The following is a 25263-nucleotide window of genomic DNA, read 5'->3' as shown; positions in this document are numbered from 1 at the left end:
TGTCCTGATGCCCCGTCCGTCGAAGTACCCCGAGCAGTTTCGCCTGGATGCGGTCGAGTTTGTCCGTTCGTCACCGGATCGCCGACCCGGTCACCGGGTGAGCGGATCATCCCAAATGGGTCCAGGATCCAGGTCGTCGGCGGGCGGCAGCGCTGCGCTGGCGTGCCGATTCGTAGAGCACGACGGTCGCGGCGGCCGCCGCGTTCAGGGAGCTGGCGGCCCCGGACATCGGGACCCGGACGAGCTGGTCGCAGGCCTCACGCCAGCCGACGCTGAGACCGTTGGTCTCGTTACCGATCAGGGTCAGCGTGGGTTGCGTGAAGTTGTACTCGGCGGCATCCAGTGCGCCGTGCTCATCGGCACCCACGATGCCGATGCCGATGCCGTCGGCGCGCACGTCGGCGACCCAGGACAGCACGGCCTGGTGTGAGGGCGCCCGGACTACGGGCAGAGCGAACAGCGAGCCGGTGCTCGCCCGCACCGCCTTCGGGTCGTACACATCGGCGGCATGGCCGGTGACGATGACGCCGGACGCGCCGAAGGCGTCTGCGGACCGGATGAGCGTTCCGATGTTGCCAGGGCTGGTGGGCCGGTCGAACACGACGGTGAGCATGGTCGGCCCGGCCGGGATGCGGCACAGGTCGTCCTCCGGCAGCGCGACCACGGCCAGCAGCTCCGGAACCGTGTCTGCCTTGCCGCCCAGCTCGTGCATCAGTTCACGGGAGACGGCGAACCTCTCGGCCCGGACGGTGTCCAGGGCCTTGCGTGCCCAGCCGGACAGCTGGACGTCGGCGTCGTAGAGCAGCTCTCGGACCTGCCAGCCGTGTTCGATGGCCATGGCGATCGGGCGCACGCCCTGTACGAGGAACTCGCCGCGACGCTGCCGCTTGGTCCGATTGCGGAGCAGAGCCTCCCACTGCTGGAATCGCGCATTGCGGCCACTCACCCGCACCCTCACTGTTGTCCCCGTCTTCCCAGTACCTCAGGAACGGGGGTGTCCTGCCCGAGTCCTCGGCGAATCGCGATCTCCACGGGCGAGTACGCACCGTCGGCCCGTTCCAGTTCGTACGGCGCGGCCGGCATCAGCGGCGGCTGGGCCATGAAGCGCGGCCGCGTCCCGTGGTGGGGTTGCGCCGCGTGCACCAGGAACGGATGGCACAGGAAGACATCGCCCGGGGACCCGGTGGCCAGGGCGAGTGGCCGGTGGTCGGACGCCGCCACCAACTCGGGCGCGAGGTCCAGCCCGTTCGCCCCGTCCTCCCCGTACCTCTCCAGCACCTTCGGCACGTCGAGGTGTGAGCCGACCCGGATCCGGGTCGGGGCGTCCTCCGCACCGACCTCGCTGAACAGGAACAGCATCAGTAGCGCCCGGCCCCGGGAGCGAACATTCGTGAAGTACCAGCTCGCACCCTCCGGCAGATAGCTGCCCTCGATGTGCCAGCCCGCGTCGTTCGGCTCGTCCTGGTGCGGGAAGCGCAACGGGAACGTGCCCAGCGAGTAACGCGGCTCCCAGCGTCCCGCGCCGACGAGCAGGTCGTACACGTGATGGAGGAACGGAGAATTGGGTGCGGCGGCGAACGGCCCCTGCGCCATGCCGGGCACCCAGTGCACGGGCTGCGTCCAGGTGGCTGGGTCGTCCGGCTCGCAGCCCGTCTCCCGCCACAGCAGCCGCGCGCAGTCCGCGGCCACGCGCGGTGCGACGGCGCCCGCCAACTTCACGAAGCCGTCGCGAAGGAACCGGGATACCAGTGTCGTGTCGTCCATGCCCCCATCGTGTGGCGGCACCGATCCCGATCACCCGACACTTTCCGCTCCGTTTCTGTCGGGTGTGCCGCAACAGCGCCGGTCACGATACGGAGGCCCTGTCGCACAGCACTACAGCTTAGGTTCCGCCCAACTGTCGAAGGGAGCGAACGCATGGAAACCCGCATCGTCGACCGTCCCGCGTTCCGGCTCGTGGGGCACGCTGCCCGGGTTCCACTGATCCACCGAGGCATCAACCCGTACATCCAGCAGCACATCGCCGCGCTGCCGGCAGAGGAGCACCTGCGCTTGAAGGCACTCGGCGACACTGAGCCGGGCGGCCTGCTCGCGGTCTTCGACGACCTCGACGCCGACTACGACGAAGGCAGCGAGCTGACCTACCTGCACGGGGTCGCCGTGTCCCCGAGCACGCCGGTCCCGGGCGACCTCGACGTCATCGAGGTCCCGGTAGGTCGCTGGGCGGTCATCCGGGCCGTGGGGCCGCATCCACAGACCCTGCAGAAGACCTGGGCCACGGCCGCAGCCGAGTGGTTTCCCTTCAACCCGTGGCGGCTGCGGCCGGGCCCGGAGATCGTCGCGGTGCCCGAGCCGACGGACGACCTCAGCACCGCGACCCGCGAGCTCTGGCTGCCCGTCGAGCCGGCGCAGCGACCGGGTGGGCATTCAGCCGGCGGAAACAGGTCACCTGTCAGTCGGCCTCGACCGGCGCTTCACCGAAGACGGCGAGGCTGACGCCCCAGTAGGCGACGTAGGCGGCGAGCAGCACGTATCCGTGCCAGCGCCGCAGCCGGCCGGTGTGGAGGAAGTATGCGGCGAGGGCGGTCATGCCGACGAGCACCGGGAGGTGCCAGGAGAGCACCTCGTCGTCGACGACGCTGCCCCCGGCGCGCAGGATGATGCCGAGCTTCCCGGTCACGCCAAAGACGACGCTGCCGATGACGTTCGTGATGCCGATGTCGGCGGCGCCCCTGCGGGTGGGCTCGACGGTCAGGAGCACGTCCTCGAGGGTGAGGACGAGGGTGGCGATGGTGGCACCGAACAGGGCCCCCTGGATCCGGAACTCCTTCAGCAGGCCCTCCGTACCGATGCTGGTCATGGCCGCGCCGGCGACGAGGCCGACCAGCGATACGACGGCCAGCCCGATCGCCGCCCAGCCGGGAAGCGGGCGGGCGCTGTCGAACGGCATCGTCACGGCGAACGGCGGCGTGCTCGCGCCCCGGTGTGCCCCTCCGCAGCTCCCGGGTGGCCACGTAGCCGAGGAAGAGCACGAACAGCAGCAGGAGCAGCACGCCGTAGAGCGGGGTGATGGGCCCGAACACCAGGAAGGGGATCAGCACCAGCGGCGCGGCGACCAGGGCGATGTAGTGACCCGGGACGGCTATCCGGGTGGGCGAGATGATGCGGCGAGGGCGAGCGCCACCCCGATCATCGATATCGCCGTGCCGAAGACAGTGCCGAGCACAACGCCGCTGAGGTCCTCGACGTTGAGCGCCATCCCGAAGGCGACGTCAGCGTGGATTCCACCAGCGCCCGGGCGCATCAGCACGTCGCCGGAGCCCGCAAGAGAGGGGACCTGCAGAAGGAACCACCCGGCGGGGTGGGTGAGGAACCGGCTGACCACGCGTTGGTCCGGTCTCGGGGTGGGTTGACCACGAAGCTGCACCTGGCCTGTGAGCAGGGGCAGAAGCCGTTGTCGATCGTGCCGACCGCCGGGCAGCGCGGTGACGGCCCGCAGTTCATCCCGGTGCTAGTGCTCTGACCATGAACGTTCACGGTGTTGGGGTCAGGCTGCGCGGGTGGCGGGTTGGCCCCAGCGTCGTTGGCGTTCGCTGCGGATGCGGGCGCGTTCGCGGCGTTGGGCGGCTAGGACGTCGGGGTGGCGGGCGTTGGCGTTGCGCCAGCGCAGGTAGGCATGCAGCCGCCGGGTCAGCGTGGGGTGGTTGGGGTGGTTCGAGCCGGCGATGACGAAGGTGCGTAGCGGCCCGAACTGGGCCTCGATCGGGTTGGCCCAGGAGGCGTAGGTCGGGGTGAAACAGAGTTCGACCTTGTTCCGGGCCGCCCACGCCCGGATCTTTCGGCCCTTGTGCGCGGACAGGTTGTCGAGAATGACGTAGATCGGTGCCCCGTCCGGACGCGCGGCCCGGATTGACTTCAAGGCGGCGAGGGTGTTCCCGGCGCTCTTGCGGCGACGGACGACGCCCCAGAGTTGGTCGTCACCGACGGAGTAGCAGCCGTGGAACTGTCGGACGCCGTGCAGCTTGTGGTAGTTCGCGGGCAACCGGTGTGGGTGCCCGGCCGGCGCCCAGCCCGTGCCAGCCTGCGGACGGATCACCAAGGGCCCGAACTCGTCGAAGGCGAACACCCGCTGCGGGAGGTGGTTGCTCACGTGCTCGATCCGGGCGAGCTTGGCGTCCCGGTCAGGGTCGGTGGACTCCTTCCACGTCTTGGTCCGCTGGAAGGTGATCCGGTGTCGGTGCAGGATCTGCCGCAGCCGTTCCCGGCCCACCCCGACCCGTCGAGTGGAGTGAACGCGCAGGTGGTCGACGAGCTTGCGGATGCTCCAGCGGGTGAACGGCCGCCCCAGTTTCTCGGGGCGGGTGTTGGCCGTCTCGACGATGAGCTGTTCTTCGTCAGGACTGATCTGGCGGGGACGGCCACCCGCCCACTGAGGGTCCAGGCTGGCCATCCCCATCTCGTTGAAGCGGTGGATGACCTGCCGGATCGTGTCCTCGTCGGCTTGGACGAGGCGAGCGATCGCCGGCACCGTGTTCCCGCCGGCCGAGGCGAGCACGACCATCGCCCGCCGTAACCGGATCGGCGAGCCGGTACCTCTACGAGTGATCCTCAGCAGCTGCTGACCCTCCTGGTCACTGAGCCGCCGAACGCGAACAGGTTCTGCCACCGCCACAGCCTGACCGTCACGACGCCGCCCAGCCGACAGGCCAGACGGCGTGTCATCAACACCGTGAACGTTCATGGTCAGAGCACTAGCGGGCACGAGCCGTCTGGTGGTACCAGCCCGCCCCTTCATTGTCAGGGCTGCTCCCGGCCTCACCCCCAACCCGGGGATCGGCCTGCCCTCAGCTTCTACCGATCACTGCGATGACCGGCGGCAGGCACCTCCTCCTGCACGGAACCATCAGCGCCTCGTGGCGCACGGCTCTGCTCGTCCATGCAGAAGACCACGGCCTTGTCCGGCGGGTTCAGGTACAGGCCGACCACGTCGACCAGCTTCGCCTCGAACCTCTTGTCGTTGGACAGCTTGAACGTCTCCGTCCGGTGCGGCTTCAAGCCCCGCGCGTCCCACACCCGCTGCACCGTGGCGGCACTGACGCCGACCTTCGCGGCCATCGATCAGATGGACCATTGGGTGGCACCCTCCGGCCTCGAGTGCAGCGTCAGCTCCACAATCCGCGGGATTGAGGCCTTGCGTCCCCGACCCGCCACAGGCTTACCGAGCTGCGCAAGCCCGCGCTCGGCGTACTCGGCCCGCCACGCCAGCACCGACGGCCGCGACACCCCCGTCAACGCCGAAATCCGCATGTTCGCGAGCCCGTCCGCGGCCAGCAGCAGCACCCGCGCCCGCATCACCTGACGATGCGACGCCACACTCGACCGGGCCAACGACTCCAGAATCTCGCGATGACCGTCTTGCAGAACCAGTGCCGATGCGGCCGGACTACCCATCCAGAGATGGATATCAAGCGTAAAGCTATTTAGGAATCACAACACTAGTTCAACCGCCGGCTCGACTCGGTCAGGTCGATGTGGTCGCCCGGCTGGAGGCCGCAGACGGAGCGACCCTCGATCCGTTCCACCACGACCCGCAGGTCGTACAGGTCGGTGACCGGTTCCTCGGCGCTCATCGGAGGGCTTCCGCGTGGTGGTGCACGATCCGCCAGCCCCGCTCGTCGCGGCGCAGCACGTCCGTTACCCGGAAACAGTCGTCCGGCTGCCCGGTCGGGTACCGGGCCCGCAGGACGTAGCGGACCAGGCCCGTGTCCTTCCACGCCTCGGCCCGGAACTGCTCGGGGGCGACCGAGGTCGGGGGCGCGGCCGATCCCCGGGTCGCCGCCCGGCGGTCCCGCAGGTCGTCCAGGGCAGCCAGACCGTCCAGCAGGTCGGGCGCGTCGGACTCCCAGATCGTCAGTTCGGGGTGCAGCCGGGCGTCGAACGCCCCCCGGTCCCCCAACGACCGGTACATGTCGGTAATGGCGGCGGTGAGATCGTCAACGGTCATCGGGGCTCGCTTCCGGTCGGGGCGGACGGGGGTGTCGGGGGATCAGGAGAGCTCGGCGAGGCGGGCGTGCAGCGGGTCGAGCCCCATCGGCCCGAGCCGCAGGGCCCGGTGGTGGAACCGCTTGCGGTCGAACCCGGCGCCCTCGCGCCGTTCGACCTCCCGGCGGGCCTGCTGCCAGAGCCGCGCCCCGGCCTTGAAGGCCAACGCCTGCGCCGGCCAGCCGAGGTACCGGTCGACCTCGAACCGTGCGGTCGCCGCGTCCAACCCGGCGACGCGGACGAGGAAGTCCACGGCCAGCTCGGGGGTCCACCGGCGCGCGTCGGTGAAGCCGGTCCCGGCCGGGATCGGCACGTCCAGGTGCAGGCCGAGGTCGATGACCACCCGGGCGGCGCGCCACATCTGCCCGTCGAGCATCCCGAGCCGCTCGGCGGGACCGGCGTAGAGGCCGAGCTCGTCGGCGAGGCGTTCGGCGTAGTGCGCCCAGCCCTCGGCGTACCCGTGCACCTGGCACAGCGACCGCTGCCACGGGTGCAGGTCGGCGGTGGTGAGGGTAATCGCGTGCTGGAGGTGGTGCCCGGGCAGCCCTTCGTGGCAGAGCGTTCCGACGTGCCGCCACACCGGCACCGTCGACTCGCCGGGGGGCGTCGACCACCAGATTCCGCCCGGGCGGGTCAACCCGGCGTCGGGCGGGGTGTAGTACATGACCCCGGAGGCGGCGGGGCTGATCCGGCACACCACCCGGCGGGTGGCGGCCGGGATGTCGAAGTGCTCACCGTCCAGGGCGTCGGTGAGCCGCTCGGTGCGTTCCCGCAGCCACTCCTCCAGGTCGGGCCCGACCGGCACCCGTCCGGCGGGGTCGGCGTCCAGCCCGGCCCGTGCGCCCGCCACGTCCGGGTACCCGAGCTCGGCGGCGACCGCGCGCTGCTCGGCGGCGGTCCGAGCCAGCTCCTCCCAGCCGTACGCGTACAGCTCGTCCAGGTCGACGGTCGCGCCGAGGAAGCTGCGCGCGGTGACGGCGTACAGGTCGCGACCGACGCCGTCGACGTCGGTGGCCCGTGGCGCCAGCTCGGTGCGCAGGAACGCGGCGAAGTCCGCCGTCGCGGCGGAGGCCGAGCGTGCCCCGGCGGCCAGCTCCCCGGCCAGCGGCCCTTCCGGACACCCGGCCACCAGCCGGCCGTAGAAGTCGTCGGAGGTGACCCAGGCGGTGCACTGGTCGGCGACCGCCAGCACCTGCCGGCGGGCGACCAGGTGCCCCCGCTGGGCCGACCAGCGCAGCGTCTCGGCGTACTGGCCGAGGGCCGTGGGCACCCGGCGCAGGTGCGCGGCGACGACCGCCCAGTCCTGCGCGGTGTTGCGGGGCAGGTTGTCGAAGACCTGCCGGAGCAGGTGCACCGGCGTCGCCAGCGGGGCGAGCAGCCGGGTGGTGAAGCCCGCGTCGTAGAGGTCGACCTCGCTGGCCAGCCGGTCGAGCAGGGCGCCGGCGAGGGCCCGCTGCGACGTGCCATCGACACCTGCGCCGGCCGCCTCCGTGGCGGTGCCGCGGGCCAGCTCCGCGCGGGCGGCGAAGCCGTCGGGGGAGAGGTCCGCGAAGTGCGAGTCGGGCGTACGACCCGCCGCCTCGGCGGCCTTCGGATCCAGCCCGGCGAGCGCGTCGAGGTACCGGTCGGCGACCTCGGTGATCGTCGTCATCGGGCGACGCCGAGGCGGCCGTGGTCGTCGCGGTACCCGACGCCACCCTTGAGTACCGTGTGCAGGGTGCGCAGCGCGGACACCGACCGGGTGGGATCGTCGCGCAGGACCAGCAGGTCGGCGTGCTTGCCCACCTCGACGCTGCCGAGCGTGTCGGCCTGGCCCAGCCACTGCGCGGGGCGGATGGTGGCGGACTTCAGGGCGTCGGCGACGGGCATCCCGGCGTCCACCATGAACTCCAGCTCGCGCACGGTCGCGGTCGTCTCGTCGTAGCCGGCGTGTGGCGGCATGTCGCTGCCCAGCGCGATCGGCACCCCGTTGCGGATGGCGTGCTGGAGGCTTTCCCAGTGTCGGGGCCCGGCGGCCAGGGCGCGGTCCATCAGCCAGCCCGGCACGCCGGAGTCGCGGAAGAACTGTTCGCAGCGGCTGACCACGATGGTCGGGACGTACCAGACGTTCCGCTCGGCCATCAGCCGGGTCACCTCGTCGGTCAGCTCGTAGCCGTGCTCGACGCAGTCCAGCCCGAGTTTCACGGCGCGGCGCACCGACTCGGCCGGGCCGGCGTGCGCGGTGACCTTGCGCCCCCAGTCGTGCGCCACCCGGATCACCGCCGCCAGCTCGTCGTCGAGCAGTTGGGGGGTGTCGATCGACTCGAACTGGCCGGCGATCCCGCCGGAGATGCACACCTTGATCAGGTCGGCGCCGGCCCGGATCTGCTGCCGGGTGAGCCGGCGGAAGCCGTCCGCCCCGTCGGCCTCCAGCGCGTCGGCCTCCCAGCCGTGTCCCCCGGTGCAGCAGAGGGCGTGCCCGGCGGTGAAGATCCGCGGGCCGTCCACCGCGCCGCGTTCGATCCCCTTGCGCAGGGCGAAGTCGGCGTACCGGCTCTCGCCGACGAGCCGGGCGGTGGTGACCCCGGAGTGCAGGGTCCGGCGCGCCGAGTCGGCCATCAGCAGCACCAACTCGGCGAGGTTCGACCGGTGTACCTCGTCGCCGAGGTGTCCGGGCAGGCCGAGCGACAGGTGGACGTGCATGTTGGTCAGGCCGGGCATGACGTGGTCGCCGTGCAGGTCGACCACCCGGGCACCGCCCGCCTCGGTGAGGACGTCGTCGACCGGCCCGACCGCGCGGATCGTGCCGTCGGCGCCGATCCAGATGCCGCTGTCGCGCTGGACGTCGTCCCGTACGCCGTCGTAGAGCGCGAGGTTGACCAGGACCTGTTCGGTGGGGATGTGCATGCGGTGTCCTCTACCCGGCGGGCACGGTGGTCGGCGCCACCGTGGGGTCGTTGAGCCAGCAGGCGGCGCTGCGGCCGCCGAGATCGAGCGTGGGCGGCTGCTCGCCGCACGGCCCGAAGGCGTGCGGGCAACGCGGCCGGAACCGGCACCCGACCGGTGCCTGCGCCGGGTCGGGGACCTCCCCGGCGAGCGTCCTGGGCAGTTGCGGGTGCGGGCCGATCTGCGGCACCGCGTCGATCAACGCCCGGCTGTACGGGTGCCGGGGCGAGTGCCACAGCTGGCGGGTGGGTGCGGTCTCGACGATCCGGCCCAGGTACATCACCGCCGTAACGTCGGCGATCTCGTGCACCAGGGAGAGGTCGTGCGAGATGAACAGCATGCCCATGTCCAGGTCCCGGACCAGCCCGACGAGCAGGTTGACCACCTGCGCCTGCGACGACGCGTCCAGTGCGGTGACCGGCTCGTCCGCGATGATCATCCGGGGTTCCGGCGCCAGCGCCCGGGCGATCGCGAGCCGCTGCCGCTGGCCGCCGGAGAACTGGTGCGGGTACCGCTCCGCGGCCCCGGCCGGCATGCCGACCCGGTCCAGCAGGTCGGCGACCCTCGCCCGGCGGGCGGCGCCGGTCACCGTGTCCGGCACCCCGTCGAGGAGCTGGGTGCCGATGGTGCGCCGGGGGTTCAGCGACGCGTACGGATTCTGGAAGACCATCTGGAGCCCGACCTCCGGCACCGGCCGGCGCCGCCAGCCGAGCTGGGTGACCGGGCGGCCGGCGAACCGGATCATCCCGGCGCTCGGCGCGGCCAGCCCGACCGCCACCCGGGCCAGCGACGACTTGCCGCAGCCGGACTCGCCGACCAGGCCGACGATCTGGCCGGGCGCCACCTCCAGGCTCACCCCGGCCACAGCCCGGACCGGCCCCCGGCCGCGCGGCTTGTACTCCACCTCGACGTCGATGATCTCGAGCAGGTTGCCTGACCCGACCGGCTCGCTCATGCCGCCACCTCCAGGTGCGGACGGACCACGCAGGCCACCGACCGGTCGGTGCCGGCGGGGGACAGCGGGGGAGGCGCGGTGCCGCAGGACGGCTCGGCGTACCCGCACCGGGGTTGGAACGGACATCCGGGCGGCGCCTGCCCCGGTGCCGGCGGCCCGCCCGGGATGGGACGCAGCGTGCCGACGGCCTGGGTGCCGTGCGGGCGGGCGCCGAGCAGCGCGGCCGTGTACGGGTGGCGCGGCGCGGTGAGCAGCGCTCCGGTGGGGCCGGTCTCCACCACCCGCCCGGCGTAGAAGACGTACCCGCGGGTGGTGAGCGCGCTGAGCACCCCGAGGTCGTGGGTGATGAAGGCGACGGCCAACCCGGTCTCGGCGCGCAACTGGTCCAGCAGCGCGAGGATACCGGCCTGCACCGTCACGTCGAGCGCGGTGGTCGGCTCGTCGGCGATCAGCAGCCGGGGGCGGGCGGCGAGGGCGATCGCGATGGCCGCCCGCTGCCGCATGCCGCCGGAGAACTGGTGCGGGTATGCCCGCACCGCCCGCTGCGGGTCGGGGATGCGGACCTGGTCGAGCAGTTCCACCGCCCGCCGGCCCGCCGCCCGCCGGTCCAGGCCCAGGTGGACCTGCATGTGTTCGGTCAGTTGCCGGCCCACCGTGAGCATCGGGTGCAGCGCCGCGGTGGGGTCCTGGAAGACCATCGCGATTCCGGCGCCGCGCACCTTCTGCCAGCGCCTGGTGTCCAGGCTGAGCAGTTCGGTCCCGGCGAACCGGGCCGACCCGGTGACCTTGGCACCGGCGGGCAGCAGCCCGAGCAGGGTCTGCGCGGTGAGGCTCTTGCCGCACCCGCTCTCCCCCGCGATGCCGACCATCTCGCCCTCACCGACGGTGAACGACACGTCGTGCAGGATCGGCAGCGGCCCCGTGGGGCCGGGCAGGGTGACGGACAGGGAGTCGACCTCGAGCAGGGGTGGCATTCTCAACGTCCCTTCGCGTAGCGGGGGTCGATCCGGTCGCGCAGCGCGTCGCCGAGCACGTTGAAGGCCATCACCACGGTGAGGATGGCCAGGCCGGGGAACACGCTGACCCACCACATGGAGAGGTCCTGCGAGCCGAGCGCCACCATCGAGCCCCACTCGGCGGCCGGCGGGCGGGGGCCGAGGCCGAGGAAGGACAGCGCGGACAGCAGCAGCACGGCGTTGCCGAGCTCCAGGGTGGCCAGCACGATCGCCGGCCCCACGCTGTTGGGCAGGACGTCGCGGCGCAGCGCGCGGACCGGCCCGATGCCGAGCAGCCGGGCGGCGCTGAGGTAGTCCTCGCCGCGCATGGTCAGCACGGCGCTGCGGATGACCCGGGCGTAGACCGGCCAGGAGACGATGACCAGCGCGAGGACGGCGTTGCGGGTGCTGGGCCCGAACGCGGCGGTCACCGCCATCGCCAGGATGATCTGCGGGAACGCGAACACCAGGTCCGTCAGGCGCATCAGCGCCTCGTCGACGAACCGTCCCACGTAGCCGGCGACCAAGCCGAGCAGGCCGCCGATCAGCAGGGCGAGGGAGACGATGGCGAGCGCGAGCGGGATCGACAGGCGGGAGCCGTGGATCACCCGGCTGAACACGTCCCGGCCGAGGGAGTCGGTGCCGAACCAGTGCGTGCCCGACGGCGGGGCGTACGCGTCCGGGCTCTGCGCCAACGGGTCGTACGGCGCGACGACCGGGGCGAACAGTGCCATCAGCAGCCACCCGCCGAGGATGACCAGGGCCGCCGCGGCGATCGGCTGCCGCCAGATGGGCCGCCCGGTCGAGCGACCGCGCAGCCGGCCCAACAACCGGCGCCGGGCCAGCGCGTCGGTCGCCTTCGGGTCGGGCGCCACGGGGTCGGGTGCGAGTGTGGTCATGACAGCCGGATCCTCGGGTCGATGAGCCCGTACAGCAGGTCGACGGTGAGGTTGACCAGCGTGTAGACCAGCGCCACGAACAGGCTGACGCCGAGGATCGCGGGCAGGTCCAGCGCCGTCGCGCTGCGGTACGCGTACTGGCCGAGGCCCGGCCAGCCGAAGATGTTCTCCACCAGCACCGTGCCGGAGAGCAGCGAGGCGAAGGCCAGACCGGAGACGGTGATCACCGGGACCAGCCCGGCCCGCAGCAGGTGCCGGCGGAACACCACCCGGGCGGGCAGGCCCTTGGCGTACGCGGCCCGGATGTAGTCCTGCTGGAGCACCTCCAGCATGGACGAGCGGACGAACCGGACCAGCATCGCCACGGTCAGGCTGGTCAGCACGAGCACCGGCAGGATCAGGTGCTGGGCTGCGTCCCAGGCCACGTCCCACTGGCCGGCGAGGGCGGCGTCGACCGTGTACATGCCGGTCACCGTCGGCGGCGGGCTGAAGTCGGTGGAGAGCCGGCCCCCGCTGGGTGCCAGGCCGAGCTGGTAGAAGAAGACGTAGAGCACGACGAGCGACAGCCAGAACGGCGGGGTGGACAGGCCGAGCAGCGCGCCGACCCGGATCAGCTGGTCGGTGATCCGGCCGTTGCGCACGGCGGCGAGCATGCCGATCCCGGTGCCGATCAGCAGCGCCAGCACCATGGTGGGGATGGCCAGTTCCATGGTCGCCGGCACGTACTGGAACAGGTCGTCCGTCACGGTCCGGCCGGTCTGCTGGGAGATGCCGAGGTCGCCCCGGAACAGGTTGCCGAGGTACTGCAGGTACTGCACGTACAGCGGCTGGTCCAGGCCCCACTTCTCGCGGAACGCGGCCACCGTGGCGGGGTCGTTGAGCGCCTGGTCGGAGAGGTTGGCGGTGACCGGGTCACCGGGCACCACGGTCACCAGGCCGAACGTCACGATCGTGACGCCCAGCAGCAGCCCGGCCGTGATCGCCACCCGCTTGGCCAGGAACACCAGCAGCGCCCGGCGCGGCCGGGGCCGGGACGCGGTCGTGGTGACCGCGCCCGGCTCGGCGTCGTCGACTGTCGTCGTCATGAGGTGGTTACTCCCGGCCGACGGCGGCCAGGTCGACCTGCCAGCCCGCAGCGGTGTAGTCGGTGCCGGTCAGGTCGCCGCTCGCCACGACGGTGGAGGAGTTGCTGGCCAGGACTACGTACGGCGAGGCGGCGTTCATCGCCCGCTGCCACTCCTGCATGGCGGTGGCCCGGGCAGCGAGGTCGAGGGTCTCGGTGACCTTCTTGCCGGCGGCCACGACGGCCGGGTCGGCCCGCTCCACCGTCCAGCCCGAGCGCAGCGCGGTGGCCTGGCCGGGGGACATGTTGTTGATCAGCGAGTCGGCGACGGGGTAGTTCAGGCTCTGCGGGGTGAACCCGAGTGCCATCTTGCCCGTACGCATCTCGTCGAGGAACGTGGTCAGCGGCTGCGGGGTCAGCTCCAGCTTGATGCCGGCCTCGGCGGCGTCGCCCTGCACCTTGGTGGCCACCGTGCCCAGGTCGACCCCCTTGTAGGTGATGGCCGGGTAGTTGAACTTGACCGTGGGGTTGGTCAGCCCCGCCTCGGTGAGCAGCGCCTTGGCCTTCGCCACGTCACGCTTCGACTCCTCCCCGGCGGGCAGCGCGCCCGGGTAGGCCGGGGCCACCAGCCCTGCGCCGGGGGCGGCGCCCTTGCCGTACAGCCCGGCGATGCCCTGGTAGTCGATGGATGCGCGCAGTGCCTGGTTGAACTTCGGGTTCGAGGTCACCCCGGAGACGGCCGGGTCGGCGTTGAGGAAGAGGAAGTAGACGGTGTCCTGCATGGCGGAGGTCTTCAGCGTGTCCGGCAGCCCCTCCAGGAGCTTGCCGGAGATGTCCAACGCGATTTCCGAGCCGCCGGCCCGCTGCATGGTCAGCTTCTGGGTCTGCACGTCCATGTTGCGCAGCACGACGCGGCCGAACTCGGGCTTGGTGCCCCAGTAGTTGGGGTTGGCCTCCAGCACCACCTGCGCCGACGGGTCGTACGACTTCAGCACGTACGGGCCGCTACCGATGGAGTTCTTGTCGAGGTACTGCTGCGCGGTGTCGCTCTTCGCGGCGTCGGGGCCGTGCGTCGCGCCGTGCTCCTTGGCAACCTTGGAGTTGACCACCCCGGTCGAGGGCATGGCCAACACCACTGGGATGTTCGGGTCGGCGGTCGCCGAGGTGACCACCACGGTCCGGTCGTCGGTCTTGGCGACCGTGAGGCCGCTGACCATGACCGCCGGGCTGGCCTTGAGGTTCTTCAGCCGGTTGAGGGAGAAGACCACGTCGTCGGCGGTCAGCGGGCTGCCGTCGGAGAACTTCACGCCCCCGCGGAGCTTGAAGGTGAAGGTCTTCGCGTCGGCGGAGGCCTCGTACGACTCGGCCAGCGCCGGGACCGGCTTGCCGACGTCCGAGCCCTTGAAGGTCAGCAGGGTGTCGTAGAGGGAGTGCACGGCCGTGAGCCCGGTGGCCTCGTAGATCCGGCCGGGGTCGAGGGTCTTGAGGACGAACGAGGTGTTGACGGTGAGGGTCTTGGCCGAACCATCGTTACCGTTTCCTCCGTTGCCGCCCGCGCTGCACGCGGTGTTGGAGGCTATGGCCAGTGCCGCCAGAGCGATCGCTCCGACGCGGAGCCGGCGAGGGGACACCGACATGCTGTTCCTACCTTCGAATGGGCCGGCCCGCGTGGGACGGGCTCTTGGGTTGTCGCGCCCGGCGTCGCCGGTGACGCCGCGGCCGGGGCCGCCGGTGCCAACCGATGGCGGCTCGCGGGTCTTCGCCCGTATACCGTCATGAGGTTGGATGTATCCGGCCGGGACTCCTGTCCGGTTCGTTCCTCGGCGCGGCTTGTCTAGTTACACCAAACACGTTCGCCTTGTGTTTGACCATGCTAGACAACGGCGTATAGTTACGTCAAACATTTCTAGTCACACTGTTGGAACGAGGAAGACGCATGCTCGGTGACCAGCTTCGCGACCTGCGCCAGCAGCACTCCCTCACGCTACGTCAGCTCGCGGCTGCCGCCGACGTCTCACCCGCCCTGCTCAGCCAGATCGAGAACGGCGCCACGGACCCCAGCCTGGCCACCCTCCGTAAGCTCGCCAAGGTCTTCGACACCTCCATCGCGGCGCTGTTCTCCGAGCCGGACGCGCCGCTGGTGCACCTCAGCCGTTCCGGTTCGCGGACCCGGCTCGCCGCTCCTCCGGGGCAGATCGCCTACGACCGGCTCACCCCGGGGCGGGGCGACCTGGAGGTGCTCGAAGCCGAGCTGGCGCCCGGCGACGCCAGCTCCAGCGAGCCGTGGTCGCACCCCTCGACCGAGTGCGCGATCGCCGTCACCGGCGAGGTCGTCGCCGAGATCGGTGGCGAGAAGTACGTGCTGAAGACCGGCGAGGCGATCACCTTCGACTCCCGGCTGCCCCACCTCTACCGCAACGCCAGCGACCAGCGCGCCCGGCTCATCATCGCGGTCACCCCGCCGACCCCCTGACCCACCCCGGCACGTCACCCGGCCCGCGTCACGCACGTGGGCGGATACGACGCCGCCCGTCGAAAGGACCCGAAAGTGGACCGTGACAGCGTCGACTGGTTCGGCTACCTCCCGGCCGTCACCACCCCGTTCACCGCCACCGGCGAACTGGACCTCGCCGCCTGGCGCGTCCAACTGGACTGGCTCGCCGCCGAGCGGCTGCACGGGGTGATCGTCGGCGGTACCACGGGCGAGTGGTTCAGCCTCACCGAACAGGAACGCTCCGCGCTGTTCCGGACGGCCGCCGAACGGGTCGGCGACCGCCTCACGGTGCTCGGCGGCTGCAACGCGTACACGCCCGCGGAGGCGATCCGGCACGCCGAGGCCGCCCGGGACGCAGGCCTGCACGGCATCCTGCTCACCCCGCCGCCGTACGTGGTGCCCACCCGGTCGGAGATCGTGGCCTTCTACCGGGCCGTCTCCGAGGCGGTGGACATGCCGCTCTGCGTCTACAACTGGCCCCGCGGCACCGGCGTCGACCTGGACGCCGACCTACTGTCGGAGCTGAGCGGGCTGGACACCGTGGTGGCGGTCAAGAACTCTACCCCGGACTTCGGCGGATTCGTCCGCAGCCTCGTTGCCCTGCGCCACCGCGTGCGCTACTTCGGCATCCCCACCAACGAGGTCGGCATCGAGCTGATGACCACGATCGGTGGCGACGGGCTGATGGGAGCCGGCGCCGTGCTTGGCGCCGACCACCCCGACTTCTTCCGCGCCCTGCGCGCCGGGGACCTCGACCGGGCCCGGGTCCTCGGCGCCCGCGACCGGGTGATCATGGAGGACTGGTTCGGGCCGGACTACGGCGCCCGGTTCGGCAACGCGCAGGCGATCATGAAGTACGCGCTCACCCTGCGCGGCGTACCGGCCGGGCACGTCCGCGCGCCGCTGCTCCCGCTGACCCCCGCCGAACAGGACCGCGTCCGGGCCACCATGACCCAGCTCGACCTGCTCCCATGACTTCGTACGACACGGCGGTCATCGGCGGCGGTCTGCTCGGCTGCGCGACCGCCTGGCACCTGGCCCGCGCCGGCAACCGGGTCCTGCTCGTCGAGAAGGACCAGGTCAACCGGCACGCCTCCGGGCAGAACGCGGGCAGCCTGCACTTCCAGCTGGAGTTCCGGATGGTCGAGCACGGCGACGACGCGGCCCGCGCGGCGGCCCGTGCGCTCCCGCTGCACCTGGACGCCATGCGGGCCTGGGCCACCGTCGAGGACGAGCTCGGTGAGCGGTGCGGGGTGTCCCGTACCGGCGGGCTGATGCTCGCCGAGACCCCGGCGGAGATCGTTGTGCTGGACCGGAAGGCGGCCCTGGAACGCGAGTACGGTCTCGACGTCGCCGTGCTCTCCGGCCCGGAGCTGCGCCGGTTCGCGCCGTACCTGGCGGACACCGTGCTCGCCGCCGGTCACGTGCCCGGCGAGGGCAAGGCCAACCCCCGACTGGTCACCCCGGCGCTGGCCCGGGCCGCCGGCCGGTACGGCGCCGTGCTGCGCACCGGCTGCCGGGTCACCGGGCTGCACCGGCGCGGCCGGCACTGGGAACTGCGCACCGGGACCGGGCCCGGGGACACCGCCGGGGAGACCCACCTGGCCGACACGGTGGTGCTCGCCGGCGGGGTCTGGACCGCCGAGCTGGCCGCGATGGCCGACGTCCGGCTGCCGGTCTTCCCGGTCGGGCTGACGATGAGCGCCACCGCCCGCAGCCGGCCGTTCCTGCCGCACCTGATCCAGCACGTCGGCCGGCGGCTGTCGATGAAGCAGACCGAGGACGGCAACGTGCTGATCGGTGGCGGGTGGCCGGCCAAGCTGGTCAGCCGGGCCGGACAGGTCGACCTGGAGACCAACCCGGAGTTGCGGTACGAGTCGCTGGTCGGCAACGCCGCCGCCGCCGCCCGGGTGGTCCCGGCGGTGTTCGACCTGCCGGTGATCCGGACGTGGACGGGCATGACCACGCTCACCCCGGACCAGTTGCCGCTGCTCGGCGCGGTCCCGCGCCGGCCCGGACTGTTCGTCGCCACCGGCGGCTCGGCCTTCACCCTCGGCCTCACCTACGCCCGGCTCCTCGCCGGCATGGTCGTGACCGGCGAGACCGACCGGTCGATTGAGGACTACTCTCCCTCCCGTTTCGGAGCGCTGAACTTTGTCTGAACACCGCCCGTCGAACCCTCCGGACGCACCGAGGCGTACCCCGATGGACCGACCCGAGCTGGTCACCATCGAGGTGGACGGGCGGACCGTTCCCGCCCACCCGGGCGAGTCGCTGGCCACCGCGTTGCTCGCCGCTGGTGAGCGGGCCGTCGGCACCACGCGCGGCGGCGCCCGCCGGGCGCCCTACTGCAACATGGGGATCTGCTTCGAGTGCGTCGTCACGGTGGACGACGTGCCCTGCCAGCGCTCCTGCCTGATCCGGGTACGGGCCGACATGCGGGTCCGCACGGCGGTGCCCCGGTGAACGCGCCCGACGTGGTGGTGGTCGGCGCTGGCCCGGCCGGGCTGGCCGCCGCCGCCACCCTCGGCCGGCATGGCGCCGCCGTCACCGTCGTCGACGAGCAGGAGCAGCCGGGCGGGCAGATCTACCGCCAACCGCCGGCCGGGTTCACCCCGCCGGCCGGATCGTCCCCCGCCGGTCGGGCGCTGCTGGCCGAGGCCACCGCCGCTCCCGGCGTCCGCTGGCTCGCCGACACCACGGTGTGGGGCGTCCTCGGCACCCGGGCCGGCCTCGACGGGTACGCGGGCGACCAGCCCCCGCCGGGCCGCTACCGGGTCGCCACGCACGGTCCGGTCGGTGTCCGCCTGCTCGAACCCCGAGCGGTGCTGCTCACCGCCGGCGCGTACGACCTGCCGGTGCCGTTTCCGGGCTGGACCCTGCCGGGAGTGCTCACGGCGGGCGGTGTGCAGACGTTCGTCAAGGCACAGGGCCTGCTGCCGGGCGGCCGGTTTGTCCTGGCCGGGGGCCACCCGCTGCTGCTGGTGGTGGCCGCCCAACTGGTCCGGGCCGGTGCCCGGGTGGTCGAGGTCGCGCTGATCCAACGCCGCCGCGACCTCCTGCCCGGACCGGCCGGGCTGGCCGCCGTGGCGGGCGCGGGAGGCAAGATCGCCGAGGGCGTCGACGCGCTGTGCGTCCTGCGACGGGCGGGCGTGCCGGTCCGGTTCGGCACGGTGGTCCGCCGCGCCGCCGGCGACCCGGACCTGACCACGGTGACCCTCGCCGAGGTCGGCCCCACAGGGCTGCCGGTGCCCGGGACCGAGCGGGACGTGCCCTGCGACGTGCTGGCGCTGGGCTACGGCTTCGTCCCCTCCGTCGAGCTGGCCCGGCAGGCCGGTTGCGCGGTGACCTGGGATTCCCCCGCGGGCGGCTGGGTGGTCCGGCACGACGAGTGGCTGCGGACCTCGGTGCCTCAAATCGCGGTGGCCGGCGAGTTGACCGGCGTCGCGGGTGCCGAGCAGGCGGAGGTCGAGGGCCGGCTCGCCGCCCTCGGTGTGCTGCGCGACCTGGGGCTGCTCGACGAGCCCCAGGCCGTTACGCTGGCCCGCCCGGTCCGCCGGGAGCTGCGCCGACGACGACGTTTCGTCACGCAGGTGCTCGACCGGTTCGCGCCGGACCGGGCGGCCCTGGGCAGCCTGGTCACCGACGACACCGTGCTCTGCCGGTGCGAGGAGGTGCGGGCCGGCGACGTGCGCCGCGCGCTGGGCGCCAATCCGCACCTCGGCACCGCGAACGCGGTGAAGCTGGTGACCCGCGCCGGGATGGGCCTGTGCCAGGGGCGGTCCTGCGAGCCGGGCCTCTGCCAGCTCATCTCCATGCTGACCGGCCGGGGGCCGGAGCAGGTCGGCGCGTTCACCGCGCAGGCGCCGGTCAAGCCCGTCCCGCTGCGCGCCCTCGCGGTCGGCGACAAACCGCCCGCTGCGGACTGACCGAGGGCGCCGCCCGCACCAGCCGTTGACTCCAGGCTTGAACCATCCCCTCCCATCATCCCAGGCGGGAGTGTGGATCTAACGGCACCTCTCTGTGTCAAGGCGTTGGCAACAGAGAGGTCTCCAACTTGTTGAATTGGCAGCGGAGGTCAGGGTCTGCAGCCATGATCTTCGAGGTTGTGGTCGGGGTCGCTCGGGAAACACCTGCCGCCCACGGGCTGGCCCTCGAACGGCCTGCGCCCCGGCCACGACCGCCGGCGAGAGCGGCTCGAGAGAGGTCTGTCTAACTTGATCTTTAACCGCTGAGGTCCTGTGGGGACCCCGACCGATGACGGAAACAGCCCTTGGTTGATGATCTTCTTGTCTAGGGAAGAACATCAATGGCGCTGTTGCGTTGTCGGAACGGTGGGCACGCCGAGCCTTGTCAGGGGGCACCGGTCAGATCGCTCGGGCCAGTTCGGTGAATGCGGTGGCCACCCGCGTCGCGGGTGGATCATCGGTGGCGAGTTCGTAGTGTCCGCGGCGGAGGTTCTGCACGAAGGCATGCCCGGTGATGATCGTCTGGGCGGTGCGGTCGGTGCGAAGCCCGCGCATCGGTCTGAGCCGGTGCTTGAGCTGGCTATGGTCGGCCTCGATCGGGTTGTTGGCGTGCCGTTCGACGTGGTGCCAAGCCGACGGGACCAGCTCATCGAGCACGCCGGGGTAGACGGGGGCGGCGTCGGTGACCACCTCACTGGGCGTGACCTTCAACGTCCGCATCGCGCGCTGAAAGAACCGGCGGGCTGCGGCGGCGTCCCGACGGGCTGAGACAAACACGTCGATGACCTGCCCGTGCTGGTCAATCGCCCGGTAGACGTACCGCCAGACCCGTTGACCTTTACATAGGTCTCATCGACGAACCACCGGTCGCCTGGACAGTGGCGGTGGAATCGGGCAGCGTCGGCCAGCAGCGGGGTAAACCGCTGCACCCACCGGTAGACAGTGACGTGATCCACCTCCACACCGAGTTCGACCAGCAGGTCCTCCACATCCCGGTAGGAGAGGTTGAACCGCAGGTACCAGCGCACCGCGAGAACGATCACCTCGGGCGGGAACCAGAACCCCGCGAACGCCGACGCGGGCGGGGACCAGGACCGGACACGAGACAGCGACCTCACCAGCCAAGCAGACCACACCGATCAAACACGGTAGTCGATCATGCTTGCACCTAATGCAACAGAGCCGGTCGCTGACACACCGACCTTGGGGTCGCGGCCCATCCCGATCAGCAACTGCAACTGCGCCTCGGACACCTCATTCCCGGCATCTCGGAGGGCTTCTTCCAGCCGTGGATCTTACGCGGTCGGTCGTTGATCTCGGAAGCGACCATCGCGAGGTATGTGGGGTCGGAGGTGATCGGGACGCCCTTGGGGAAGTACTCGCGCAGGATCCGGTTGGCGTTCTCGTTGCTGCCTCGTTGCCAGGGTGAGTGGGGGCGGGCGGAGTACACCGGCAGGCCGGTTGCGGTGATCCTGGCGTGTCCGGCCATTTCCGACCCGCAGTCCCAGGTCAACGACCTCGCGATCTGCGGGGGAGGGTTCCGGCGGCGGCGATGATCGCGTCGCCGACGGTGAGGGAGTCTCGGCCGGTCAGCGGGACCAGGACCACGAACCGGGAGGTGCGTTCGACCAGCGTCGCCACCGCGGTCTTGCCTGCCTTGCCGATGACCAGTCGGGTAGCCCCGGCGCATTGCTGCGCCGGGGCCCCCTCAGAACCGTGCTTGCGGCGTTAACCGCACACGGCTCAAGCAAGCCCTGGAGGCTCGCTGACGGGCAGAATGCTTGGCCTTTGGCCTTCGCCGGCTGGCTGCCGTCGGAGGCAGTACGCGTGTATGAGACGGGAATGAATAGCGTCCGGCTTACCGTCGATCGGGGCGACGACATGTTGTCTGACGATCGCCTTCCGGATCGTGCGTGTCCACAGTTCCCATTCGGTTGGGGTCTGCGGCGCGTGCTCGGCGTGTAGCAGAAACCCTCGGCAGAGCGAACATCGACCTTGCTGTTTCTTCAAAAGATACAGCGTGGCTTTGCCCGTTGCTGGAGGTCCTTTGCAGCGCCGATCGGCCCAATACTTGCTGAGAGCAGGATCGTCCGGGGACGCCGTGCCCTTGACCAGTTGGTGCCGGACGATCTTCGTCCAGGAAAACTTGATCAGGTAGGAGCCGCTGTCACGGTCACCAAAAACCCACCTGTCCTGCCTGGCCTGGTTGAACCGGCCGAAGTACCTGTCAACGATCCAGTGCTTCGACTTATTCGGGTGGCTGTGTTTCGCCCACTTGTAAAGCAGAATCCACACATAGTTGTCCAGCGCCGTGAATATCTCGCTCGACACCACCGTCCGGTAATAGGCAGACCAGCCCCGGATGATGGGGTTGATCTTGTAAAGCACCGCCGCCGCGTTAGCTCCTCGCAAAGCTATTATCTCGCCGCGTAGCCTTTCCCGGATCCGTCTCAATGCCGCCTTGCTCGGTCTGATCAGCAGTTTCCCGTGATAGCGGCGGACGTTGAACCCCAGAAAATCGAACCCATCGCCAGCATGGACGATACGAGTTTTGCCCTCGTTGAAGGCTAATCCTCTGGACGTCAGCCATTGCCGTAGCCTTTCCTTGGCCTGGTCGGCCCGCTCATGGCTGTGGCACATCACGACGAAATCGTCTGCGTATCTCACCAGCACCGGACTGTCTGTTACCGCACTGCCGGCATCTCTGCCGGCTGTGAGGTAACGGACCCCGGCGGCATTCTCCATTCCATGCAAAGCCACGTTGAACAGCGTCGGGCTGATCACTCCGCCTTGGGGAGTTCCTTCCCCGGTCGGGGCGAACCGGCCATTATCGATCACACCTGCTTTCAGCCATCGTTCCACTCGATCCCTGGCGGGAAACGCGCCAAGCAATGTCAGCAGGTGCCGGTGATCGATCCGGTCGAAGGCTGCCGTCAGGTCAGCGTCGAGGATCCACACCCGCTGCGGGTTCTTACCGTTGAGCGTGGAATAGATGGCCCCGATCGCGTCGTGACAGCCGCGGCCCGGCCGAAATCCGTAGGACTTCGGCTCAAATCGGGCCTCCCATTCAGGTTCCAACGCGTTCGCTGTCAAGGCTTGTAAGGCCCTGTCGGCGATCACGGGAATGCCGAGACCACGCCGTTTCGTGGTTCCGGGCTTAGGAATGTAGACACGCTTGACGGGACGGGCAGTCCACATGGCGCTGTCGTGCTGCATCCAGTCGGCCAGTTCAGCCTTGGATTCCGGGTGCAGCACGACTTTCCCGTCGACGCCCGCCGTCTTACGGCCAGCGTTGATCTCCGTGACTCGCCGCACGCTGATCAGCGTGTTAGCGCGAGAACGGAGCATCAGTTTCTGCAGATTGCGGACCCGTTTAAGGTCCCCCGCCTGCGACGCCGCGAAAATTCTCTGACGCAGACGACCCACGGCATCTTCAGCCTGGCGCCAAGCGATCGACGACCAGTCGATAACATCGCCCTCCGGTCCGTTCACCACGGCAACATACTCACCACGAGCCAATCGGAGTGAACACTTGCGTCACTGTGACGTCCAACTTGTCCTTCGGTTCCGGTGTCATTGTTCAGTGTTTCTCCACAGGCTCACCAGACCCACGTCAGCACCCTTTCGAGTCCGGGCATCGCCCGTATCCGGCCAGTTATACGGAAGAATCCGATGGAGGATCGGATGACTCCTCCGATTTCCTGTTTCCTTTCGGCTACCGGCATTCGCTTCTTGGGCCTTCCTGTCCCCGCTGAAGAATTGAGCTTTCCTCGCAGTCGGCCGACCGGTCATCGAGACCCGGACTCCAACGGGATTTCCACGTTCCGCACGAGTGAGACACGACCGGGGTGGGTGCCCTCTTTATCCCGAGGCGGCGGTGTCCTTCTGGCTGGAGTGACCTCTACCAGCCAGCGCCTGCCGCTTCTCAACGGCCAGCCCTGTACCCCATTACCGCATTCCGTCGACAGGGCTTGGGATCACGAGACATCATCGAGGGTTCATTTGCATTCACCCGTCCGGTCTTCCCCTTAGCCTGTAGCTCCCGGACGGAACGGAAACCCTTGGGCTTGACTCCTGAGCTTCACACCCCGCCGTTACCAGCAACGCATGTCAGGAGAGGGGACGAGCCAACGGACACAGGACCGGGACTTGCCATCAGTAATAGACGAACCTCCAAGCGGCAAATCCACTCAAACTCGTGCGACTTCGTGTCGCACGGTCACCTTCCCAGTGCCCGGGGACCTGTCGGTCCTCGACCTCGGCGGGGCGTTCGTCGAGGTATCGGGGCTCGCGGATCCGGGGTGCCGGTGCCGGCTGGGCCCCGCCACGTCGGGCCGTGCGGCCAGTACGCAGACCGATCAACTCCCGCGCCAGAGTGGAAACCGGCTGGGCGTACACCCACTGGTAGATCGCCTCATGAGACACCCGGTAGCCTGATCGTCGGGGTAGTCGAACGCCAACCGACCCGCGATCGACGCAGGCGACCAACCCAGCCGCAGCCGCTCGCGGACCACCTCCCGCAGGCCCGGCACCCGCTCCACCGCCCACGTCTTCGGCCGCCGCCGCGCCGCCGCCGCACCGGTGTCAGCGGCCGCGGCCCGGTACCCGACCCGGCCACCGTGCCGGGCGATCTCCCGTGACACCACCGACGGATCACGGCCGATCAGGACCGCGATCTGCTTGTACTCCAAGCCTTCGGCCAGGCCACGGGATACTTCTTCACGATCAGCCAGGGTCAACATCGCACGCACGGCGGAACATCCTGTCCCACCGAACCACCAAGATCAAATGCTACGACCGACTGAACCTGTCATCTACTGATGGGGTTGCAGGTCGGGTGTCTGGCCGGATGGTTGGGCTGGGCGATCAGCCACGGCTGTGTTCTGTGGCTGCTGGGGGTCGTCCCCGAAACAGGCCCGCCGACTGTATCGGGCCACGGGGTGGTCCGCTTCGGTCGCGGGTTTGTCTTTCGGCATCTCTTTCGGTGTCGGCCTGCTGGTGACCTCCCGCGCTACCTGATGTCTTGGGTTCCGGAGTCGAGCGCGGTCGTGTTCTAGTGAGGTTTGGGCGGGCCTGTGGCCCTTCGGAACGGAGCGGGAGATGTCATTCGGCGACGAGATCGAGCAGTTGCTTGAGCTGTACCAGCAGCAGCGCAGCCAGGCCCTGGAAGCGCAGCGAAAGGTAGAGGAGATTTCTGTGACGGTGACGGCGCCCAAGCGCGCGTTGACCGTCACGGTCGACGCGAACGGCAACATCACCGGGATGGCCTTCCCGACGGAGGCATACCGCAAGATGGCGCCGGCCGAGCTGGCCGCGATGGTGACGAAGACTGTGGGTGATGCCAAGGTCAAGGCGCTGTCGCAGATGTCGGAGCTGATGAGCGTGATGATGCCCGAGGGCGTCTCCATGGCCGACATGCAGGGCGGCAAGGTTCCCATCGATCGGGTCCTGCCTGCCGACATCTTCGACGATCCGATGCTCGCGGCCCTGCTCGGACCCGGTCCGGATGCGAAGCGGGCAGACCGATGAGTGACCAGCTTCGGGTTGACACCGACCAACTCGCCCTGCGCGCCGCAGGGGTGCAGGACCTCGGCGGCAAGGTCGATTACGCCCTACGGGCGTTGGACGCGGCCATGGCCGCGGCGGGTAACTGCTGGGGTAATGACGAAATCGGGAAGGCGTTCGCCACGAACTACGTCGCGCCGAAGGACGATGTTGTTAAGGAACTCCGCGCGGTGGCGAAGGGCCTGACCACAACCGGCGAACAGGTGGGCCGGCTGGCCCGCAAGTATGCCGAGGCCGAAGGGCTGGCCAAAGCGGCGGCCGACCGGGTGAACCGTCAGGTGTGAGCCACCGTCCCTCGCGGTAGGCGTGGGATGCCCACCGTGGACATCCCGCGCCTACCGCGAGGGCGTCGATTCC

The 25263-nt window shown here is 70.1% G+C and carries 26 protein-coding genes and 3 pseudogenes; 9 read left to right on the top strand and 20 right to left on the bottom strand.

Annotation, left to right across the window (positions count from 1 at the left end):
- Window positions 1-106: 106 nt before the first annotated feature.
- Window positions 107-952: a TrmH family RNA methyltransferase gene (locus tag OG617_RS03080; protein ID WP_405098473.1), complete on the bottom strand. Its 846-nt coding sequence runs from the start codon at window positions 950-952 to the stop codon at window positions 107-109.
- A gap of 2 nt (window positions 953-954) precedes the next feature.
- On the bottom strand, window positions 955-1764 hold the full coding sequence (locus OG617_RS03075) for a phytanoyl-CoA dioxygenase family protein (protein WP_405098471.1): 810 nt from the start codon (window positions 1762-1764) through the stop codon (window positions 955-957).
- A gap of 153 nt (window positions 1765-1917) precedes the next feature.
- On the opposite strand from OG617_RS03075, the gene OG617_RS03070 reads away from it, so the two are divergent.
- A complete protein-coding gene (locus OG617_RS03070) occupies window positions 1918-2496 on the top strand; it encodes a GyrI-like domain-containing protein (RefSeq protein ID WP_405098469.1) in 579 nt (192 codons plus the stop codon).
- Here OG617_RS03070 and OG617_RS03065 read toward each other — a convergent pair.
- Window positions 2453-2950: a sodium:calcium antiporter gene (locus tag OG617_RS03065; protein WP_405098467.1), complete on the bottom strand. Its 498-nt coding sequence runs from the start codon at window positions 2948-2950 to the stop codon at window positions 2453-2455. The genes OG617_RS03070 and OG617_RS03065 overlap by 44 nt on opposite strands.
- Window positions 2951-3142: 192 nt before the next feature.
- Window positions 3143-3385, bottom strand: coding sequence for a hypothetical protein (locus OG617_RS03060; protein ID WP_405098465.1), 243 nt, complete (start codon window positions 3383-3385; stop codon window positions 3143-3145).
- Between OG617_RS03060 and OG617_RS03055 the strand changes: the two are divergent.
- Window positions 3272-3514, top strand: a pseudogene (locus tag OG617_RS03055) (IS5/IS1182 family transposase); the annotation flags it as partial. The gene OG617_RS03060 and the pseudogene OG617_RS03055 overlap by 114 nt on opposite strands.
- Before the next feature lie 33 nt (window positions 3515-3547).
- On the opposite strand, the gene OG617_RS03050 reads toward OG617_RS03055, so the two are convergent.
- From OG617_RS03050 to OG617_RS03000, 11 genes and pseudogenes are all read right to left on the bottom strand, one after another.
- A complete protein-coding gene (locus OG617_RS03050; RefSeq protein ID WP_405095183.1) occupies window positions 3548-4666 on the bottom strand; it encodes an IS630 family transposase in 1119 nt (372 codons plus the stop codon).
- 257 nt (window positions 4667-4923) lie between these two features.
- Window positions 4924-5451, bottom strand: a pseudogene (locus OG617_RS03045) (helix-turn-helix domain-containing protein); the annotation flags it as partial.
- Between the two features lie 44 nt (window positions 5452-5495).
- A complete protein-coding gene (locus OG617_RS03040; RefSeq protein WP_405098463.1) occupies window positions 5496-5630 on the bottom strand; it encodes a hypothetical protein in 135 nt (44 codons plus the stop codon).
- Window positions 5627-6004, bottom strand: a complete 378-nt coding sequence (locus tag OG617_RS03035) for a nuclear transport factor 2 family protein (protein ID WP_405098461.1) — start codon at window positions 6002-6004, stop codon at window positions 5627-5629. Before OG617_RS03035 ends, OG617_RS03040 begins: the two co-directional genes overlap by 4 nt.
- Before the next feature lie 42 nt (window positions 6005-6046).
- Window positions 6047-7693, bottom strand: coding sequence for a DUF885 domain-containing protein (locus OG617_RS03030; protein WP_405098459.1), 1647 nt, complete (start codon window positions 7691-7693; stop codon window positions 6047-6049).
- Window positions 7690-8928: an amidohydrolase family protein gene (locus tag OG617_RS03025; protein WP_405098457.1), complete on the bottom strand. Its 1239-nt coding sequence runs from the start codon at window positions 8926-8928 to the stop codon at window positions 7690-7692. Before OG617_RS03025 ends, OG617_RS03030 begins: the two co-directional genes overlap by 4 nt.
- 10 nt (window positions 8929-8938) lie before the next feature.
- Window positions 8939-9922 (bottom strand): ABC transporter ATP-binding protein, encoded by a 984-nt coding sequence (locus tag OG617_RS03020; protein WP_405098455.1) that lies wholly within the window; start codon window positions 9920-9922, stop codon window positions 8939-8941.
- Window positions 9919-10896 carry an ABC transporter ATP-binding protein gene (locus OG617_RS03015; RefSeq protein ID WP_405098453.1) on the bottom strand — a complete coding sequence of 326 codons (978 nt, stop codon included), beginning with the start codon at window positions 10894-10896 and terminating at the stop codon, window positions 9919-9921. Before OG617_RS03015 ends, OG617_RS03020 begins: the two co-directional genes overlap by 4 nt.
- A gap of 2 nt (window positions 10897-10898) precedes the next feature.
- Window positions 10899-11816, bottom strand: coding sequence for an ABC transporter permease (locus tag OG617_RS03010; RefSeq protein WP_405098451.1), 918 nt, complete (start codon window positions 11814-11816; stop codon window positions 10899-10901).
- Window positions 11813-12901: an ABC transporter permease gene (locus tag OG617_RS03005; protein WP_405098449.1), complete on the bottom strand. Its 1089-nt coding sequence runs from the start codon at window positions 12899-12901 to the stop codon at window positions 11813-11815. The genes OG617_RS03010 and OG617_RS03005 overlap by 4 nt, the downstream gene beginning before the upstream one ends.
- Before the next feature lie 7 nt (window positions 12902-12908).
- Complete coding sequence (locus tag OG617_RS03000) at window positions 12909-14516, bottom strand: ABC transporter substrate-binding protein (RefSeq protein ID WP_405098447.1); 1608 nt, start codon at window positions 14514-14516, stop codon at window positions 12909-12911.
- Between the two features lie 299 nt (window positions 14517-14815).
- Here OG617_RS03000 and OG617_RS02995 point away from each other — a divergent pair, with 299 nt between their 5' ends.
- From OG617_RS02995 to OG617_RS02975, 5 genes are all read left to right on the top strand, one after another.
- Window positions 14816-15352 carry a helix-turn-helix domain-containing protein gene (locus tag OG617_RS02995; RefSeq protein ID WP_405098445.1) on the top strand — a complete coding sequence of 179 codons (537 nt, stop codon included), beginning with the start codon at window positions 14816-14818 and terminating at the stop codon, window positions 15350-15352.
- A gap of 75 nt (window positions 15353-15427) precedes the next feature.
- Window positions 15428-16348, top strand: a complete 921-nt coding sequence (locus OG617_RS02990) for a dihydrodipicolinate synthase family protein (protein WP_405098443.1) — start codon at window positions 15428-15430, stop codon at window positions 16346-16348.
- Complete coding sequence (locus OG617_RS02985; protein ID WP_405098441.1) at window positions 16345-17535, top strand: NAD(P)/FAD-dependent oxidoreductase; 1191 nt, start codon at window positions 16345-16347, stop codon at window positions 17533-17535. The genes OG617_RS02990 and OG617_RS02985 overlap by 4 nt, the downstream gene beginning before the upstream one ends.
- A gap of 43 nt (window positions 17536-17578) precedes the next feature.
- Complete coding sequence (locus OG617_RS02980) at window positions 17579-17839, top strand: (2Fe-2S)-binding protein (protein WP_405098439.1); 261 nt, start codon at window positions 17579-17581, stop codon at window positions 17837-17839.
- The gene (locus OG617_RS02975; protein ID WP_405098437.1) at window positions 17836-19302 is read left to right on the top strand and encodes an NAD(P)/FAD-dependent oxidoreductase; all 1467 of its coding nucleotides are present in this window, start codon (window positions 17836-17838) and stop codon (window positions 19300-19302) included. The genes OG617_RS02980 and OG617_RS02975 overlap by 4 nt, the downstream gene beginning before the upstream one ends.
- 438 nt (window positions 19303-19740) lie before the next feature.
- On the opposite strand, the pseudogene OG617_RS02970 reads toward OG617_RS02975, so the two are convergent.
- The 5 genes and pseudogenes from OG617_RS02970 to OG617_RS02950 all read right to left on the bottom strand — a co-directional run bounded on the left by OG617_RS02970 (window position 19741) and on the right by OG617_RS02950 (window position 24083).
- A pseudogene (locus tag OG617_RS02970) lies at window positions 19741-20450 on the bottom strand (IS6 family transposase).
- A 116-nt stretch (window positions 20451-20566) separates the two neighbouring features.
- On the bottom strand, window positions 20567-20830 hold the full coding sequence (locus OG617_RS02965; protein ID WP_405098435.1) for a transposase: 264 nt from the start codon (window positions 20828-20830) through the stop codon (window positions 20567-20569).
- Between the two features lie 20 nt (window positions 20831-20850).
- The gene (locus OG617_RS02960) at window positions 20851-20982 is read right to left on the bottom strand and encodes a hypothetical protein (RefSeq protein ID WP_405098433.1); all 132 of its coding nucleotides are present in this window, start codon (window positions 20980-20982) and stop codon (window positions 20851-20853) included.
- Window positions 20983-21084: 102 nt separating this feature from the next.
- A complete protein-coding gene (gene ltrA, locus OG617_RS02955) occupies window positions 21085-22833 on the bottom strand; it encodes a group II intron reverse transcriptase/maturase (RefSeq protein WP_405094488.1) in 1749 nt (582 codons plus the stop codon).
- A gap of 866 nt (window positions 22834-23699) precedes the next feature.
- Window positions 23700-24083 (bottom strand): helix-turn-helix domain-containing protein, encoded by a 384-nt coding sequence (locus OG617_RS02950; protein ID WP_405104083.1) that lies wholly within the window; start codon window positions 24081-24083, stop codon window positions 23700-23702.
- A gap of 358 nt (window positions 24084-24441) precedes the next feature.
- On the opposite strand from OG617_RS02950, the gene OG617_RS02945 reads away from it, so the two are divergent.
- Both OG617_RS02945 and OG617_RS02940 read left to right on the top strand, forming a co-directional pair.
- Window positions 24442-24870, top strand: coding sequence for a YbaB/EbfC family nucleoid-associated protein (locus tag OG617_RS02945; protein WP_405098358.1), 429 nt, complete (start codon window positions 24442-24444; stop codon window positions 24868-24870).
- Window positions 24867-25190, top strand: coding sequence for a hypothetical protein (locus OG617_RS02940; RefSeq protein WP_405098431.1), 324 nt, complete (start codon window positions 24867-24869; stop codon window positions 25188-25190). Before OG617_RS02945 ends, OG617_RS02940 begins: the two co-directional genes overlap by 4 nt.
- Window positions 25191-25263 lie beyond the last annotated feature (73 nt).

It is taken from the genome of Micromonospora sp. NBC_01412, from assembly GCF_045040215.1.
Lineage (GTDB): Bacteria > Actinomycetota > Actinomycetes > Mycobacteriales > Micromonosporaceae > Micromonospora > Micromonospora rubida.
Note: the sequence above shows the minus strand (reverse complement) of the source record. Positions and strands in the feature narration are given on the sequence as shown.

What these genes read in the sequence shown, in the direction of transcription:
- OG617_RS03075 (WP_405098471.1), bottom strand. Translation starts at nt 1,764, where the DNA reads ATGGACGACACGACACTGGTATCCCGGTTCCTTCGCGACGGCTTCGTG.
- OG617_RS03070 (WP_405098469.1), top strand. Translation starts at nt 1,918, where the DNA reads ATGGAAACCCGCATCGTCGACCGTCCCGCGTTCCGGCTCGTGGGGCAC.
- OG617_RS03065 (WP_405098467.1), bottom strand. Translation starts at nt 2,950, where the DNA reads ATGCCGTTCGACAGCGCCCGCCCGCTTCCCGGCTGGGCGGCGATCGGG.
- OG617_RS03040 (WP_405098463.1), bottom strand. Translation starts at nt 5,630, where the DNA reads ATGAGCGCCGAGGAACCGGTCACCGACCTGTACGACCTGCGGGTCGTG.
- OG617_RS03035 (WP_405098461.1), bottom strand. Translation starts at nt 6,004, where the DNA reads ATGACCGTTGACGATCTCACCGCCGCCATTACCGACATGTACCGGTCG.
- OG617_RS03030 (WP_405098459.1), bottom strand. Translation starts at nt 7,693, where the DNA reads ATGACGACGATCACCGAGGTCGCCGACCGGTACCTCGACGCGCTCGCC.
- OG617_RS03025 (WP_405098457.1), bottom strand. Translation starts at nt 8,928, where the DNA reads ATGCACATCCCCACCGAACAGGTCCTGGTCAACCTCGCGCTCTACGAC.
- OG617_RS03020 (WP_405098455.1), bottom strand. Translation starts at nt 9,922, where the DNA reads ATGAGCGAGCCGGTCGGGTCAGGCAACCTGCTCGAGATCATCGACGTC.
- OG617_RS03015 (WP_405098453.1), bottom strand. Translation starts at nt 10,896, where the DNA reads ATGCCACCCCTGCTCGAGGTCGACTCCCTGTCCGTCACCCTGCCCGGC.
- OG617_RS03010 (WP_405098451.1), bottom strand. Translation starts at nt 11,816, where the DNA reads ATGACCACACTCGCACCCGACCCCGTGGCGCCCGACCCGAAGGCGACC.
- OG617_RS03005 (WP_405098449.1), bottom strand. Translation starts at nt 12,901, where the DNA reads ATGACGACGACAGTCGACGACGCCGAGCCGGGCGCGGTCACCACGACC.
- OG617_RS03000 (WP_405098447.1), bottom strand. Translation starts at nt 14,516, where the DNA reads ATGTCGGTGTCCCCTCGCCGGCTCCGCGTCGGAGCGATCGCTCTGGCG.
- OG617_RS02995 (WP_405098445.1), top strand. Translation starts at nt 14,816, where the DNA reads ATGCTCGGTGACCAGCTTCGCGACCTGCGCCAGCAGCACTCCCTCACG.
- OG617_RS02985 (WP_405098441.1), top strand. Translation starts at nt 16,345, where the DNA reads ATGACTTCGTACGACACGGCGGTCATCGGCGGCGGTCTGCTCGGCTGC.
- OG617_RS02980 (WP_405098439.1), top strand. Translation starts at nt 17,579, where the DNA reads ATGGACCGACCCGAGCTGGTCACCATCGAGGTGGACGGGCGGACCGTT.
- OG617_RS02965 (WP_405098435.1), bottom strand. Translation starts at nt 20,830, where the DNA reads ATGGCCGGACACGCCAGGATCACCGCAACCGGCCTGCCGGTGTACTCC.
- OG617_RS02950 (WP_405104083.1), bottom strand. Translation starts at nt 24,083, where the DNA reads ATGTTGACCCTGGCTGATCGTGAAGAAGTATCCCGTGGCCTGGCCGAA.
- OG617_RS02945 (WP_405098358.1), top strand. Translation starts at nt 24,442, where the DNA reads ATGTCATTCGGCGACGAGATCGAGCAGTTGCTTGAGCTGTACCAGCAG.
- OG617_RS02940 (WP_405098431.1), top strand. Translation starts at nt 24,867, where the DNA reads ATGAGTGACCAGCTTCGGGTTGACACCGACCAACTCGCCCTGCGCGCC.